Genomic DNA, 13,509 nt, shown 5'->3' on the forward strand with positions numbered 1-13,509 from the left:
GCAATCCATCGAGAATGAGCACTACACTTATGTAATGATCCTTCGTATGTCAAAAAGGAGGCAGTTCACATGTACGATAACATCCTCTATCCAACGGACGGTAGCGAGGCCGCAGAGACAGTGATGGATCACGTTCGGACGCTTTCGAATACCTATGATGCGACGATTCACGTCCTGTATGTCGTCACACCCGACAGCGGCGATGCCTCACTCACACTAGACAAAGACGAGCAAGGCAACTGGCGGACGGGCATGTTCAAGCGGAAAGGCGAGCCAGCCAGCACCAGCGGCATGGCGAAAGGCAGCGTCGATGTCAACGAGGTGCTCCGGGCCGAGGGTGAAGGCTACACTCAGGCGATCGCCGACGAGTTGGAAGCCGACGGCTGTGACACCGTCTGTGTCTGTCGTGAGGGCAAACCCGATCAGGAGATCCTCGCGTACGCCGAGGAGAACGATATCGATATCATCGCGATGGGCACCCATGGGCGCAGCGGTGTCGAACACGCCTTCCTCGGCAGTGTCACTGAGAAGGTCGTCCGAAAGTCAGCAACGCCGGTGCTGACGATCCGCCAGGACGACTAAGCTGACAGGACTCCATGTTCTTTTGCTAGCAAGATACCTTCGAGAGTAGCATCGTTCGTTGGCTGGGCCCGCGCGACTGATAGTGCCTCTTCGACAGGTACAGACTTCGGTACCAGAAACTCGTTGGAGTCGAGTGTTCGCTCAGCCGGTGTCAACTCGGTGGCGAGGACGATCCCACGGCGGTGTCGCAACAGTCCGGTCGAACACCAGAAATCCTGGAGCAGTTCGGTCTCGCCAGGTTTGAATCCGACTTCTTCTTGGAGTTCGCGGGCTGCCGCCTCGGTAAATGATTCGTCGGGTTCGACAATGCCAGCCGGGAGTTCATACTGGGTTTCCCTGATAGTCGGACGGTACTGCTCGACGAACAGCAGCTCGCCGTCGGTGACCGCCACGATCACCGTTGCCGGCGGAAGCTCCGCCCAGTAGTAGCGTTTCGTCGAGCCATCCGGCTGTTCGACCAGATCGTAGCCACCAGTGAACCAGCCGGTGTCGTACTCGGCGACCGAGTCGATAACCGGCCACTCGGGGGCAGTGAGCGTCGATAGCTCGTGGGTGTCGACCGATCTGTCGCCACCATTGTCGTCAGAATCGCTCATTGTTGGTCACCACCGGCCCCGTCGCTGGCAACGGTAACGCTGTAGCGATCACCCTCGTAGGTGACGAGGACGCGGTCACCATCGTCGCGGACGGCCTCGCCATCGAGTCGCTGGAGGGCGTCGAACTCGTCGAACGGCGAGTGGGTAAACCACGTTTTGGCACCGCCGAGGGCGCGCTGGTAGCCGGCCGAGCGGCCGTCATCGGCGGTCAAGGCGGTCGTGAGATACGGGAACCGCCGCTCGCTGATCGCGGTGGCGTTGACCGCGGCTCCGGTTTCGTCGGTCGGGGTTGCTTCGAGATAGTAGGCCTCGCCGCTGCCGAGATAGCTCGGGACGGCCCCGACCGCCAGCAGCGCGACGACAACAAAGCCCGTCAGCAACAGCGCGTTCCGCATGATCCGGCGCATACCGATCGTAGGCGACCCCCCGGGATACGGATTTCGGGACGCCAGCGACCGCTCGAAGAACGCGGTGGCGACCGGTTTTTGTCTGCCGAGAGCCAACAGGGAGTATGGAGTTTCGCTTCGAGTTGGCACTGGCGGCCCATCTCGAAGCCACAACCGACTGGCTGATCGCTCGCCAACTCGGCGGCACGGTCGCCACCCCCGGTGGTCGGATCATGGATCTGTGCTGTGTCCGCCCGACCGACGCGCTCGCCGACCGAGCAGCGATCACGAGCCAAACAATCCCGCCGCTGGCGATCGAAAGCGACGTTGGCGCCGGCGAAGCCATCGACTGGCGACCCGCCTTCGACTGCAGCATCGACCATGCCCGAAGCGTCGTCGACCGCGCCGTCGACTGCGGGTTTTTCGAGGTCGAGCGACACAACGGTCGGCGATATGTTCGGCAGACGACCCGCTATCCAGACTGGGTTGACTCGCTGGTCGGCATCGAGAACAAACCCGATCTCGACCAACCGGGCGACCTTGACCGCCAGCTTCGCGTCGACATCGCCTTGGGGATCTTCGATAAGGTGATCCTTGCCACCGAGAGCTACGTGACACGGGCGCATCTCAATCGGCTACCTGAGGCGGTCGGTGTCTGGCGATTTGATCCCGAGGAGGGCGAACGCACGGTTGTCCGTGAGCCGACGCCGCTGTCGACCAGTGAGCCAGGAATTGAGCCCACAAACGCCGAGCCGCTCCGCACCGATATCGCCGTCGTCGACGCCGAGGCGAAGGCACGCAAGCGACGACGGATCGCCGAGCGCGCCTACGGGAAGGGGTGGCGCACGTATGACCTCCCGGCGTGTGAGCACGCCGATCCTACCGACGATGGGCGCCCGTACTGTGCGTTCTACGATCACGTCGTCGACCCGGCAACCGACTGCGGCGAGTCGTGTCCGGGCTACGAGCCAGCCGATCCGCACGAGATTGATCAGGAAGCGATCCGCGAGGAGCGAAGCCCGTGGGTCGCCGATCCAGACGGTATCAGTCGATCACAGAGTGGGCTAAATCGGTTCCTGTAGGATGTCGTCGCCGGCTCAGATCGACGCCACAGGCAGACTATTTAGCGAAATAGCTGGTGAAAAATCCCGAGAGGAACGCCGAGATCGCCACCGAGAGTGTGACATCGCTGAGCGTGTAGCTGTCATCGTCGCCAGCCAGTGCGACGGTGATTGCGACACTGATTACGAGTGAGATGATCCCGTTGAGGAAATCCTTGCTGAGGCCCATACAACAGTAATCGAGCGATAGCAGTATAGGTTTTATGCGGCCTGCTGGCTCTGGTCGTTGCTACCCGATCATGTGGGGCCGTGATTCCAGAACAGCTTCTACCGTGGCGATGCTGGAAGACGTATGCCCACCACAGCAGTTGCCGGACAGACCGCTATCGTCACCGGTGCAAGCAGCGGGATCGGCGCGACAACCTGTCGCACCCTCGCCGCCGCGGGAGCCAACGTCGTCCTCGCCGCGCGCAGCGAAGACCGTCTGCGGGAGCTAGCCAACGAAATCGACGCCGACCATTCGGTCGACACGCTGGTCGTGCCAACCGATATCCGCGATGAGACCGCTGTCGACAGCCTGATCGAAAAGACGGTCGCCGAATTCGGCGGGATCGATATCCTCGTCAACAACGCCGGACTCGCCCGCGAGAGCGATGTCGAAACGATGTCGACGGCGGCCTACGAGACGATGCAGGAAACCAACATTGACGGGATGTTCTATGCAACGCGGGCGGCGATCCCACACGTCCGCAGGCGAAACGGCCATCTCATCTTTCTCGGCAGCTTCGCCGGGCAGTACCCGCGGTCGTACAACGCGGTGTATGCAGCCTCAAAGTGGTGGACGCGAGGGTTCGCCAAGAGCGTCGCCGCCCAGGTCGGCGACGACGGCGTCGGGGTGACCGTCGTCAATCCCGGCGCGGTTCGCACCGAGTTCGAAGCCGCGGATGGGCAAGCCTTCGAGGACGTCTTCGAAGAAGGCGAGGCCAGCGAACCCGAGGAGGTCGCCGAGGCGATCGTCTTTGCCGCGAGCCGGGACGGCTCAAGCGTCAGCGAGATCGACATCAACAACCGTAGCAAGTTCGCCGACGACTTCTGAGCCGGCAACGGCCAATGATTAATGTTGGTGTCGGTAGTTAGACAATCCAATGCAAGCGACACCCGAACTCAGTGACGACCTGCTGCAGTGGCCGTATCTGTCCCTGCTAGTGTCAAGTGTCGCTGTTGGCGTTGTCTATCTCCTCTATCTGTTCGAGCTTGCGCCGACGCTGATCGGTGTGGTGCCGCGGTCACAGCTGATCTTTCTGTCGGGGCAGCTGTCGGTGACGCTCTTCGGGGCGTATCTCGTCGTCGTCTTCGTCGACCGATCGGCTACGGCGGCACCCGACACCGGGCAGTCGACAGCCCGATCCGACACCTCGGGCGGTGCTGTCCGACACGCTGCCGACGCCCAACAGCATAGCGATGGCGACAGCGACGCCGACAACACCGACCGCGACGGCGAGGCCACCGATATCGGCGATGACGGCGGCAGCGGTGACAACAGCGACGACGAGAACAGCACCCACGAGACGGCGATGACCCAGTTCACACAGGCGTTGGACGAACACCTCGGGATGCTGTGTGCGTGGTATGTCGCCGCCCATCCCGATTCGATAGGTGAGCCGCCAGCGAGCTACGACGCGCTGTTCGATGGCGACTTCGCCGAAACCGTCCGGCGACTCGACTTTGCGGCCCCTCACGAGGGGGAACCACATGACGGAACGTGGATCGCCTGGAGTGCGGTGCGGCTCACCGAGTTCCGACGCGAGACGATGGCGATTATCGATGTACACAGCGATTCCATCGACCCAACTGTCGGTGCGTCTCTCCACAACCTTGCGAACTCCCGGCTTACGAAACGCGTGATCACTGCCGATGAAGCCGCACTACCCGATCACCTGCCAGCCGACACCGCACTGGTGTTGTTTACCGAGGCCGACAGCGATGACCCACTGCACGCACATCTTGAATTGCTCCGTGAGATGCTGGCAACGCATGAAACCCACAGTGCCATGGCAGTAACGCCACCCGCTGAGCGAGACTGCTGGAGCGGCGACAATCCCGAAGCCGGCGTCGCGCGAGCAAACGCGGCTGGCGACGCCGAGCAGTACTACAAATTATTCTGAGTGGCCGCGGCGACCGAATCAGTCCGTCGTCGTCCCGGATTCAGCTGTCGCGGTATCGAGGCGGGTCACACCGGTTCCATCGAGGCGGTACTGCTCGCCGTCGACGGCCAGCGGCTCCTCGAACGCCTCGTCAGCCGGATAGTAGTGGGCTGTGTGTACCAGCCGTGTCACGTCGGCTCCGAGCTCGTCGGCCAACGCCAGCGCGCCCTCACGAGTCATATGTTTGGTGCCGAAGCTTCGCGGGACGCCGTCGGCGTCGTGGTGGCTCCCGCCAAGCGGGTGGCGATCACAGAGCGCTGCCGGCACGATGGCGTCGGCAAGAAACAGGTCAGGGTTGCGGAGTCGATCGCGAGAGTCAACAGGGATATCGTAACTGGTGTCACCCGACAGCGAGAGTTTGGCACCCGTTTCGGGGTCGACGACGACAAGTCCAAAACAGAGCAGCGGTGGGTGTTCGACCGGTACCAGCGTGAGTTCGAGCCCACAAATCTCAATCGACGCCAGTGGCGTCACATCGTGCACCGACACCCGATCGAGGTAGTCGTACTTACGGCGGATCGTTTCGGCGACCGATTCGCCGGTTTCGGGGTCGACCTCGTTGGCAGCGTAGACGGGTAGGTCATCGAAGACGCGGTAGGCGTTACCAAGGCCGTCGAGATGATCGAAATGAATGTGGGTGACGACCGCAGCGTCGGGCAGTGGTACGGCGTGGCTGAGAAACTGCTGGCGAAAATCCGGGCTCAGGTCGACAAGGATCGACTCGTCGGTGCGTTCGTTCTCGATGTGGACGGAAAACCGGCTGCGTTCGATACCGCGAGCGCGGGCGTCAGCGCAGGTTGCACAGTCACAGCCGACGGTCGGCGTCCCCGTCGTATCGCCGGTGCCAAGCAGAGTGACGCGCATGCTCATTGAGGTTCCCTACTGCGGTGGCGTTTCGGCGTCGTCAGTGGTGGCTGCCCCGTCGTCCACATCGTCGTGGTCGTGATCGTGCTCGCTGTGATCATGATCATCGTGATCGTCGGCACTGCCGGTGAGCGCCGCGCCGTCGCCGTCGATCATGTCCATGTTCTTGAGGTTGTCCCGCTCCTCGAAGTCCTCGACAGCGGCGATCAGATCGTCCTGGGTGAGTTCGGTTCGTTCCTCGGTCAGGGCCTCAAGGACAGCCTCTCGGAGCACCATGCGGAGGTCGCTGCCGGTTAGGCCCTCGGTGTGTTCGGCGATCACCGCGGGATCGAAGCCATCGATCTCCATCGGCTGGGTGATGACTTCAAGGATATCCGACCGCATCCCGCGATCCGGTTTCGGGAAGTTGACGATCTCATCGAAGCGTCGCCACGCTGCGGCGTCCAGTTGGTCTGGGTGATTGGTGGCGCCGATCAGGAGGACATCGTCGCGGATCAGCGAGATGTCATCGATCGATTTGAGCAGGGTGTTGACCGCGCGCTTCAGCGCGGCGTGTTCGTCGCTGCGGCGGGTTTTGGCGACCGAATCGAACTCGTCAATAAAGAGAATACACGGCGAGAGCCGCTTTGCGACCTCGAAGGTCTTCTCGACGTTTTTCGCCGTCTCACCGAGATACTGGCTGGTGATCATCGAGAGCTTGACCTCGACAAACGGCAGGCCGAGTTCGTGCGCCAGCGCGCGGGAAATCGTCGTCTTGCCGGTGCCCGGCGGGCCGACAAAGAGCAGTTTGCCGATCTCGCGAAGTCCGATCGAGGCGAGGTAATCGCGGTGTTCGATCGCCTTGACGATCTTCTGGATCTCCTCTTCCTGATTGGTTGTGAGCACGAGGTCGTCGAGGGTCATCTCGATTTCCTCGGGGGCACGCACCGAGACGAGATCCAACATCTCGGCGTCGTCGTCCTCGTCGAAATACTGCGAAAGCAGCGCGTCGATCCAGACACGGTCGGCCTGGATCGGGCGGGTGTTCTCACGGGCGTCCTCGTAGGTCACCGAGACGCCGTCTTCGTCCTCGGCCGCGGAGGCGATCGTGGGGTTTGTTGCCAACTGCTCGTCGTCGGCGCGTTCGAGATACCACTCCATGGCCATCTCCGGTTGGGTCAGCGAGATCTCCCCGGAGAAGTCATCGCGCTGGGTGAACAGAAGGCCGGAGACGGCCTCCCATGGGCGTTCGACGCCGGTGGCCGTGCGCGCGACCGACTCGGTCACTTTCAGCGGGCGGGCAATCTCACCCGGTGGGGCTGGCTCGTCGGCTGTCGATGCATCGGTCTCGTCGGTATCGTCAGCCGTGTCGGTATCGGTCCAAAACACCTGCCGGAAGCGCGGCGGGAGATCGTTCTCGTCTAACGAGCGTGTCTCGTTGTAGACGTGGGTCGTCAGGAGGAACTCGACAACGGTCAACGCCGGGTCACTCATCCCACACAGCTTCTAGCTAAGTTCGCTTAAGACCGTCGAAGCAACCCACGCGTGGGCGGTCGAGCGCCACGACAAACACGACCCGACGCGTACGCAGTTTCGAAACCACATATACTGATTCCCAATTCCACAACAAAAACAGATATTATGTGAATTGAATAGACACTAATCCCTAATATATAATTATAGGCCAGATAATTATCGACCAATAACCATACAAATCGACACACATTAACGGGCAGTATTTTACCCCGCCGGGCCGAGGAGTATGATAGTCACAACCGAGATGAGGGCCATACCATCACCCAAATGTCGACGGCCGAACAGTCCCCAGATCACACACAATACCTCACCCACAGACAGCGACCGATACCGACAGAAAGCAACGATGCGGTCAGCCGACGACAACACTGATCGTCGGCAACGCGAGGAGCTACCGTGTCGCTAACCGACGATGACGATCTCTCGGAGACACCGTCGAGCGAGGACAATAAGGCAGCAACCCACAGTGACACCGGTCGCGCAGGGCTGATCCTCGCCGGGGGGCGCTCCGAGCGATTTCCGACCATCGACAAGGCGTTGGCACCGCTTGACGGCGCGCCGTTGCTCCGCTGTGTCGCTGACGCGTTGTCGCCGGCGGTTGACGAACTCATCATCAACTGTCGACAAGACCAGCAGGCAGCGTTCGCCAAAGCGGTCGACGACGACCCCCGGTTTGCGATCGATCCGGTCGCTGATCGCGGGCCGCTGGCCGGGTTGCGAACCGCGCTGTCGGCGACCGAAGCGACGTATGCGGCGATCCTACCCTGTGATATGCCATTTGTCCCGGCGGGATTCATCGAGTATCTGTTTGGCCAGGCACAGAACAAAACCGGGGCGGTGCCGTGTGTTGGAGGGCAACAGCGATCATTGCCGGCAGTCGTGCATGTGCGGGCAGCCGCCGCGGCCTGTGAGACAGCGCATAATCATCGCGACGGGGGGCTTGCGGCATTCATCTCGGCGCTTGATCCCATCGTTGTCTCAGAACGAACCGTGACCGCCCACGTCGATGCGAAGGCCTTCACCGATATCGACACCCACGAAGAGCTGGCCGCCATTCGTGAGGTGAGTCACCGAGCTGAGCAGTAGCGAGGTCAGTCGCCTCTGTCACCGAGATCCAATCCACCGAGCCACGCCAGCAGATCCGGGGCGAACGGATAGGGCCACGCGCTGCCGAAGATGGCTTTGAACGTCGCGGCGATGCTGAACACGATCGTCAGCAGCCCGCCAACCCCTCCCAAAAAGAGCAGTATCGCACCGATGATGACGGACGGAGTCGCTAATGGCTCCGGCAAGATCGGCAGCGAGACTACCTCAGTGGTGGCTGCCGTGCCCTCGTCGGCACCGAGAATAAACAAGATCACACCGATGAAGGCGACCAAAAACACCGAGAGATGCCAATTCAACGCGTTGCGAGCGTTGGCTCGGGTGAATTGGTGTGAGGAAAGCAAGTAGACAACGGCGGCGACCACGATACCGACGCCGAAAAAGCCGGTAAACAGTGTAATCGGGTGAATGAAAATACCCAACACGGAGCGTTCAGCGAGCAGTTCAGGGCCATCAGGAGAGTCAGGCGGGGACATCGGGTAGGTCGTTAGTATACATACTCACATCCCCGGTATCAAATCACTGGATCCGACCCGCTGACGCAGCCACCGGACAAGTCGTTCGATAACAAGGATTCCGAGACTGATCGCCAACAGGTCAAATGCTGTGCCCCAGAAGACAACATCGCTGGTTGTCGACCCAATATCGAGACCAGCGATCGTAAGGACGGCCCCGAGAGCTAACAACAGCAGTGTCAACTGGAGACCAGCAAGCGCGAGCGTCCGTATCCCAGCGGTATCGCGCATCGTGAGAAAGCCACGGGTTGAGAGCCGATCCAGCGGTGAATCACTCGCCAGCTGACGTTTGCCGGTCGGCGACAGCGGCCACTCGGCTTCTGGGTGGTTGATATAATAGAGCGTAATCGACTCAGGATAGGTTTCGGTGGCAACGATATCGATCGCCTGGAGTTCGTTCAGGCGGTTGCGAACGGTCGCCGTCGACACGTCGGGTTTGATCCGCGCCTGGAGCTGGCGGATCGAAAAGAAGGGTCGATCGGCGTCCAGCATCGTCTCGACGACGTGGGCTTGCGTCAGGGTGTTATCGAGGTTGCGGTCGATCCGCTCGTCGATCCACTCGGGCAGCGACGACACGGGCGGGGATTTGCCGGCAAGCATTATAAACCTCCCAGCGTCGTCTCCGTGGCTGAAACGACCGATGGGGTGGGATCAATCATCGCCCACGGTCGACGCCGGGCGATGCCTGTAGTCGCCGGCAGGCGGCTCAGCTGTCGACTCAACCGTGAGGTCGCCGGTCAGTCCCGTCTCGGTGATCGAGACAGCGATCGATGCCGGGCGAGCGCGGTACTGCGCGCGGTGGTTGCCATCGGGGGCGATCTGTGTCTCGACGGCGACGAGCCCGGCGGCTTCGAGGCGGTTCAACCGCCGGTAGATCGTGACGGTCGATGCCGAACAGTAGTCGGCGATCTCGGCTGCTGGTTTCGGGCCGGCAGCCAACGCGTCCAGAATCGACCGGACGTAGTTGTCGGCGAGCAACGACAGGATCTCTTCGACAGCGACATCGTCGATTGATTCCGGCGGGCATGATTGGGAGGGCTGCATACATCCCACCCATGGCTGAGAGGGTGATAAATACAGCCGAGAATTCGGCGTCGACAAACCGTGATTGTACCGCCGTAAATCGGCGTTTTGCGGGCGTAAAATCACCCGACAGCAGCATAATTCGACCGTATCTGTCTCTGCTGGGTCGTTCGCCGTTTTGGTGCCTACGACGGGTCGTCGATATCGACACGGCCCTGATCGAGGGCGGCCAACACGCCGCGAACGTTGAGCCGCGTTTCGGCCCACCCTTTCTCGGTGCCCCAGATCTCGGTGAGATCGGTGTTCGTGACGAAGTGATCGATGACCGCCTCGTCGTCGGACTGCCGGTCGCGCTGTTGGCGGATCGCCTCAACCCATTCGATGAGACCCCGTTTGTAGCCATCGAGCAGCCCCTCGTCGTAGCTCCGCGGCCCGAAGTGAGCGAAACAGAGGGTGTCGGGATCAAGTGACTGGATCATCGAGACGTCGTCGATACATTGCTGGACATCAAACTGCGGCGGCGGCGACGTGACGCGGATCTCATCGCGGGCGGCAACGTAGATGCCGGCGGCATCGCCGGTGAAGACGAGCCCGTCGCTCTCGAAGACGAGTTGGTGGGGAGCGTGACCCGGTGCCGCATGCGCTGTCAATGTTCGATCACCGAGATCAACCTCATCGCCATCGGTGAGGCCGGCGATCCGACCGTCGGGAACCGGCTGTGGCTCGGTGTAGTAGGGCCACATCTCGTCGACAGCGGCCTTCGTTCCCTCGATCAAGCGACCCGGGTCGATAAGATGGTCGACCCCGCGGTCATGGACAAGTACCTCGGCGTCCGGAAACACCTCGGCGAGAAAGCCCGCGCCACCGGCATGATCGAGGTGGACGTGGGTCGGCAGGATGTAGCTCAACGAGTCGATACCGAGGTCATCGAGGGCGTCGAAAATGTACTCGCGGTTGGTGCCGATCCCAGTGTCGATGACCGCCGGCTCGGCGGTATCGAGGATGTAGACCGCGCCGTAGCCGGCGACATCGTACATGCCGGTGTCGACGTAGTAGAGGTTCGGCCAGTCGGCAACAGCTTCGAGATCACCCGGGGCCATCAGATCGACAACTCCTGGCTGGTCGTAACCTCACCAAAGAGGAACGCACAGTGATCGACCGCATACTCGCGGTCGCCCTCTTCGATGTAGCCCAGCGCGTCCTCGATAACGACCGGCTTGAAATCCCGCACCCCAGCACTGCCGGCGGTGTGGAACACACAGACGTTGGCGAGGGTGCCACAGATCAGGAGGTCGTCGATCCCGTGAGCGTTTAGCCACCCCTCCAACTCGGTCTGATAGAAGGCGTCGTAGGTGTGTTTGACGACGACGTGATCGTCGTCGGCAACAGTGAGGTCGTCGACGATCTCGGTGTCCCACGAGTCCTCGACGACGTGTTCGCCCCACCGATCGAACTCGTCGTAGTAGTGAGCATCATCGAACTGCTCCGGCGGGTGGACATCCCGGGTGTAGACGACCGGCATCCCTGCGTCGTGGGCGCGGTCAACGAGGTCGCCAACCGGTTCGATAGCGTCCTCGCTGCCGGGGGCATACAGCGAGCCATCCGGGTGACAGAAGCCATTTTGCATGTCGACAACGACGAGTGCGGTGCTGTCTGCGTCGTAATCCATACCCATCGGTACTGTCGCCGGCGAATAAAAGCCAGCGACCCCGCCGTCGACAACAGGGGAAAGGAGTTTACCCCCAGGGTGGCACCCCACTGTATGACGCTGGAGGATTTTAGTGACGTGACCGACGACACCGGCGGGAGCGAGGCAGAATCCGACTCGGTGTCGTCGGCTGACGGCGGGACAGCCACAGGCGACGCGGGAGCCGACGTGGCCGACAGCCAAGGCGACAACGACACAGACGACCGCGACAGCTTCGAGCGCATCGCCGCCGACGTGGAGGGCGACGACACCGGCATGGGCGCGCTATCGGTCTCTCAGGGACTTCGCGTCGCCGAGGACGACGATGAGACGACGCTGCGGGCATTCATCACGACCGGCAACCGCGAGGCCGTGCGGATCGGCAAATACCTCCTTGTTCCCTATCCGGACGACGAAACGCTATTCTGTCGGATTACAGGGTTGGAATACGCCCAGGAGTTCCACGCCGACGACGCCACCGAGATCCACGCCCGCCGGATGATGCGGCAGTCGACCTTCGAGGAACGCGACTACAAGTTCATGGCCGATCTTGACCCCGTCGCCGTGCTCTACGAGGAGTACGACGAGGAGGGCGAGGTCGAACTCAACCGCCGGATGACCGACCGCGTCCCCAAGCCGGGGGCGATCTTGAAACAGGCGACCGACAGCGAACAGATCAAAACCGGGCTCAACATCCCCGAGGAGGGTGTCTTCCTCGGGCATCTCTCGGTCGGCGGCGAAAAGGTCGAGACCGCCGCCCAGCCGCCGACGATCGACTACCGGCTAACCGACGACTACGAGGCTGGCGATCCGCTTGTCTTCCGGCATACCCTCGTCGCCGGCGGCACCGGTTCGGGAAAAACGCATGCCTCGAAAAACATCCTCCGGCAGTACCTCAGCGACGAGCGCGCGTATCCGATGGACGACGGCCGCACCGTCTCGCCGGCGGTCGTCCAATTCGACCCCCAAGACGAGTACGCTCAGATGCACGACGACAACCCCGAACTGGACGACGCCTTCGCCCGCAAACTGGAGCGGGAGAACGTCGCCTACGGCGGCGTCGACGACACGATCGCGCTCGTGCCAACCGAGGACGGGACGAGCTATCCGGGCGAAGGCCACCGCGCCGAGCAGATCCAGTTTACAGTACCGTTCTCGATGACCAAGGAGCGGCCGTGGCTCGTCGCCGGCAGCAGCCTCAACGACAACCAGTATTCGGGGCTGCAAACGCTGCTCAATCGGTTCTTCCGACAGTACGGCGAGTCAGGTACCTACAGCCAGTTCAAAAGCTTCCTTGACGACCCGGCCCTGAAAGAGGAGCTCGACGAGTCCGGCCGCGTCCACGAGGCAACCTTTGACGCGATCAAGCGACGCGTCTTCGGGATGCCATCGGGGATTTTCGACCAATCAGCAAAGCCGATCACCGACCTCGACCACCAGCTTGTCCGCCCCGGCGGGCTGACGGTGGTGCCGACCTACCACCTCTCATCGAGTCGCGCAAAGGAGCTGTGTGTGCTTGCCGTTTCGGCGTATCTGATCGACAACAAGCTCTCGAATGCGCCTGTCAGCGACCGAATCAAGGAGACACCGGTCGTGTTGGGGATGGACGAGGCACACAACTTCCTTGCGGATGCCGACACCGTCCAGGCCCGCAAGGTCGTCCAGAAATTTACTGAAGCCGCCAAACAAGGTCGCAAGGAGCGGCTTGGGCTCTTTCTCATCACCCAGGATCCACAGGATATCGCCGATCCGGTGTTCAAGCAACTGAATACAAAGTTGGTGCTCAACCTCGGCGACGAGGATGCGATCAACAGCGTCAACATCCCCGCAAATCTGCAGTCGAAGGTGCCCTACATGGAGAAAGGCCAGTTCGTCGTCTACTCGCCCGACAACTCCGAGCCCGTCGAGCTAATCGGCCTCCCGACCTGTCTGACACGCCACGACTGACCGACGCTAGCGAGGCGGGCGGACA

Annotated in this window: 16 protein-coding genes; 6 read left to right on the forward strand and 10 right to left on the reverse strand. The window is 61.6% G+C overall.

Annotation, left to right across the window (positions count from 1 at the left end):
* The first annotated feature begins 69 nt into the window (after window positions 1-69).
* The gene (locus DM826_RS10125; RefSeq protein ID WP_120103292.1) at window positions 70-582 is read left to right on the forward strand and encodes a universal stress protein; all 513 of its coding nucleotides are present in this window, start codon (window positions 70-72) and stop codon (window positions 580-582) included.
* Here the strand turns inward: DM826_RS10125 and DM826_RS10130 are convergent.
* Together DM826_RS10130 and DM826_RS10135 are read right to left on the reverse strand one after the other, a co-directional pair.
* Window positions 579-1,178: an NUDIX hydrolase gene (locus DM826_RS10130; RefSeq protein ID WP_120103294.1), complete on the reverse strand. Its 600-nt coding sequence runs from the start codon at window positions 1,176-1,178 to the stop codon at window positions 579-581. The two genes, DM826_RS10125 and DM826_RS10130, sit on opposite strands and share 4 nt — an antisense overlap.
* Window positions 1,175-1,585, reverse strand: a complete 411-nt coding sequence (locus DM826_RS10135; protein ID WP_120103296.1) for a hypothetical protein — start codon at window positions 1,583-1,585, stop codon at window positions 1,175-1,177. Before DM826_RS10135 ends, DM826_RS10130 begins: the two co-directional genes overlap by 4 nt.
* Window positions 1,586-1,689: 104 nt before the next feature.
* Here DM826_RS10135 and DM826_RS10140 point away from each other — a divergent pair, with 104 nt between their 5' ends.
* Entirely contained in the window at window positions 1,690-2,646 is a 957-nt protein-coding gene (locus DM826_RS10140) for a DUF5787 family protein (RefSeq protein ID WP_120103297.1), read from the forward strand.
* 37 nt (window positions 2,647-2,683) lie between these two features.
* On the opposite strand, the gene DM826_RS13080 is transcribed toward DM826_RS10140, so the two are convergent.
* Window positions 2,684-2,854 (reverse strand): hypothetical protein, encoded by a 171-nt coding sequence (locus DM826_RS13080; protein WP_165853299.1) that lies wholly within the window; start codon window positions 2,852-2,854, stop codon window positions 2,684-2,686.
* 123 nt (window positions 2,855-2,977) lie between these two features.
* Here DM826_RS13080 and DM826_RS10145 point away from each other — a divergent pair, with 123 nt between their 5' ends.
* Both DM826_RS10145 and DM826_RS10150 read left to right on the forward strand, forming a co-directional pair.
* Complete coding sequence (locus tag DM826_RS10145; RefSeq protein ID WP_120103299.1) at window positions 2,978-3,721, forward strand: SDR family oxidoreductase; 744 nt, start codon at window positions 2,978-2,980, stop codon at window positions 3,719-3,721.
* A gap of 49 nt (window positions 3,722-3,770) precedes the next feature.
* The gene (locus tag DM826_RS10150) at window positions 3,771-4,790 is read left to right on the forward strand and encodes a hypothetical protein (protein WP_120103301.1); all 1,020 of its coding nucleotides are present in this window, start codon (window positions 3,771-3,773) and stop codon (window positions 4,788-4,790) included.
* An 18-nt stretch (window positions 4,791-4,808) separates the two neighbouring features.
* Here DM826_RS10150 and DM826_RS10155 read toward each other — a convergent pair whose 3' ends face one another.
* Both DM826_RS10155 and DM826_RS10160 read right to left on the reverse strand, forming a co-directional pair.
* Entirely contained in the window at window positions 4,809-5,693 is an 885-nt protein-coding gene (locus DM826_RS10155) for an MBL fold metallo-hydrolase (protein ID WP_120103803.1), read from the reverse strand.
* A gap of 15 nt (window positions 5,694-5,708) precedes the next feature.
* Complete coding sequence (locus DM826_RS10160; protein ID WP_120103303.1) at window positions 5,709-7,166, reverse strand: ATP-binding protein; 1,458 nt, start codon at window positions 7,164-7,166, stop codon at window positions 5,709-5,711.
* 438 nt (window positions 7,167-7,604) lie between these two features.
* Between DM826_RS10160 and mobA the strand changes: the two genes are divergently transcribed.
* Window positions 7,605-8,294 (forward strand): molybdenum cofactor guanylyltransferase, encoded by a 690-nt coding sequence (gene mobA / locus DM826_RS10165; protein WP_120103306.1) that lies wholly within the window; start codon window positions 7,605-7,607, stop codon window positions 8,292-8,294.
* Window positions 8,295-8,299: 5 nt separating this feature from the next.
* Here the strand turns inward: mobA and DM826_RS10170 are convergent, their stop codons facing one another.
* The 5 genes from DM826_RS10170 to DM826_RS10190 form a co-directional block, all read right to left on the reverse strand.
* Entirely contained in the window at window positions 8,300-8,788 is a 489-nt protein-coding gene (locus tag DM826_RS10170) for a DUF4870 domain-containing protein (protein WP_120103308.1), read from the reverse strand.
* A 24-nt stretch (window positions 8,789-8,812) separates the two neighbouring features.
* Window positions 8,813-9,403, reverse strand: a complete 591-nt coding sequence (locus DM826_RS10175) for a helix-turn-helix domain-containing protein (RefSeq protein WP_120103804.1) — start codon at window positions 9,401-9,403, stop codon at window positions 8,813-8,815.
* 75 nt (window positions 9,404-9,478) lie between these two features.
* On the reverse strand, window positions 9,479-9,871 hold the full coding sequence (locus DM826_RS10180) for an ArsR/SmtB family transcription factor (RefSeq protein WP_120103310.1): 393 nt from the start codon (window positions 9,869-9,871) through the stop codon (window positions 9,479-9,481).
* A gap of 164 nt (window positions 9,872-10,035) precedes the next feature.
* Window positions 10,036-10,950, reverse strand: a complete 915-nt coding sequence (locus tag DM826_RS10185; RefSeq protein WP_120103312.1) for an MBL fold metallo-hydrolase — start codon at window positions 10,948-10,950, stop codon at window positions 10,036-10,038.
* A complete protein-coding gene (locus DM826_RS10190; RefSeq protein WP_120103315.1) occupies window positions 10,950-11,519 on the reverse strand; it encodes a cysteine hydrolase family protein in 570 nt (189 codons plus the stop codon). Before DM826_RS10190 ends, DM826_RS10185 begins: the two co-directional genes overlap by 1 nt.
* A 93-nt stretch (window positions 11,520-11,612) precedes the next feature.
* On the opposite strand from DM826_RS10190, the gene DM826_RS10195 reads away from it, so the two are divergent.
* Window positions 11,613-13,484, forward strand: coding sequence for an ATP-binding protein (locus DM826_RS10195; RefSeq protein WP_120103319.1), 1,872 nt, complete (start codon window positions 11,613-11,615; stop codon window positions 13,482-13,484).
* Window positions 13,485-13,509: the final 25 nt, after the last annotated feature.

Origin of the sequence: Halonotius aquaticus, from assembly GCF_003605575.1 — an archaeon.
GTDB lineage: Archaea > Halobacteriota > Halobacteria > Halobacteriales > Haloferacaceae > Halonotius > Halonotius aquaticus.

Excerpts from the sequence above, each read along its gene's own strand:
- DM826_RS10125 (WP_120103292.1), top strand. The coding sequence starts at position 70 with ATGTACGATAACATCCTCTATCCAACGGACGGTAGCGAGGCCGCAGAG.
- DM826_RS10130 (WP_120103294.1), bottom strand. The coding sequence starts at position 1,178 with ATGAGCGATTCTGACGACAATGGTGGCGACAGATCGGTCGACACCCAC.
- DM826_RS10135 (WP_120103296.1), bottom strand. The coding sequence starts at position 1,585 with ATGCGCCGGATCATGCGGAACGCGCTGTTGCTGACGGGCTTTGTTGTC.
- DM826_RS10140 (WP_120103297.1), top strand. The coding sequence starts at position 1,690 with ATGGAGTTTCGCTTCGAGTTGGCACTGGCGGCCCATCTCGAAGCCACA.
- DM826_RS13080 (WP_165853299.1), bottom strand. The coding sequence starts at position 2,854 with ATGGGCCTCAGCAAGGATTTCCTCAACGGGATCATCTCACTCGTAATC.
- DM826_RS10145 (WP_120103299.1), top strand. The coding sequence starts at position 2,978 with ATGCCCACCACAGCAGTTGCCGGACAGACCGCTATCGTCACCGGTGCA.
- DM826_RS10150 (WP_120103301.1), top strand. The coding sequence starts at position 3,771 with ATGCAAGCGACACCCGAACTCAGTGACGACCTGCTGCAGTGGCCGTAT.
- DM826_RS10155 (WP_120103803.1), bottom strand. The coding sequence starts at position 5,693 with ATGCGCGTCACTCTGCTTGGCACCGGCGATACGACGGGGACGCCGACC.
- DM826_RS10160 (WP_120103303.1), bottom strand. The coding sequence starts at position 7,166 with ATGAGTGACCCGGCGTTGACCGTTGTCGAGTTCCTCCTGACGACCCAC.
- DM826_RS10170 (WP_120103308.1), bottom strand. The coding sequence starts at position 8,788 with ATGTCCCCGCCTGACTCTCCTGATGGCCCTGAACTGCTCGCTGAACGC.
- DM826_RS10180 (WP_120103310.1), bottom strand. The coding sequence starts at position 9,871 with ATGCAGCCCTCCCAATCATGCCCGCCGGAATCAATCGACGATGTCGCT.
- DM826_RS10185 (WP_120103312.1), bottom strand. The coding sequence starts at position 10,950 with ATGGCCCCGGGTGATCTCGAAGCTGTTGCCGACTGGCCGAACCTCTAC.
- DM826_RS10190 (WP_120103315.1), bottom strand. The coding sequence starts at position 11,519 with ATGGATTACGACGCAGACAGCACCGCACTCGTCGTTGTCGACATGCAA.
- DM826_RS10195 (WP_120103319.1), top strand. The coding sequence starts at position 11,613 with ATGACGCTGGAGGATTTTAGTGACGTGACCGACGACACCGGCGGGAGC.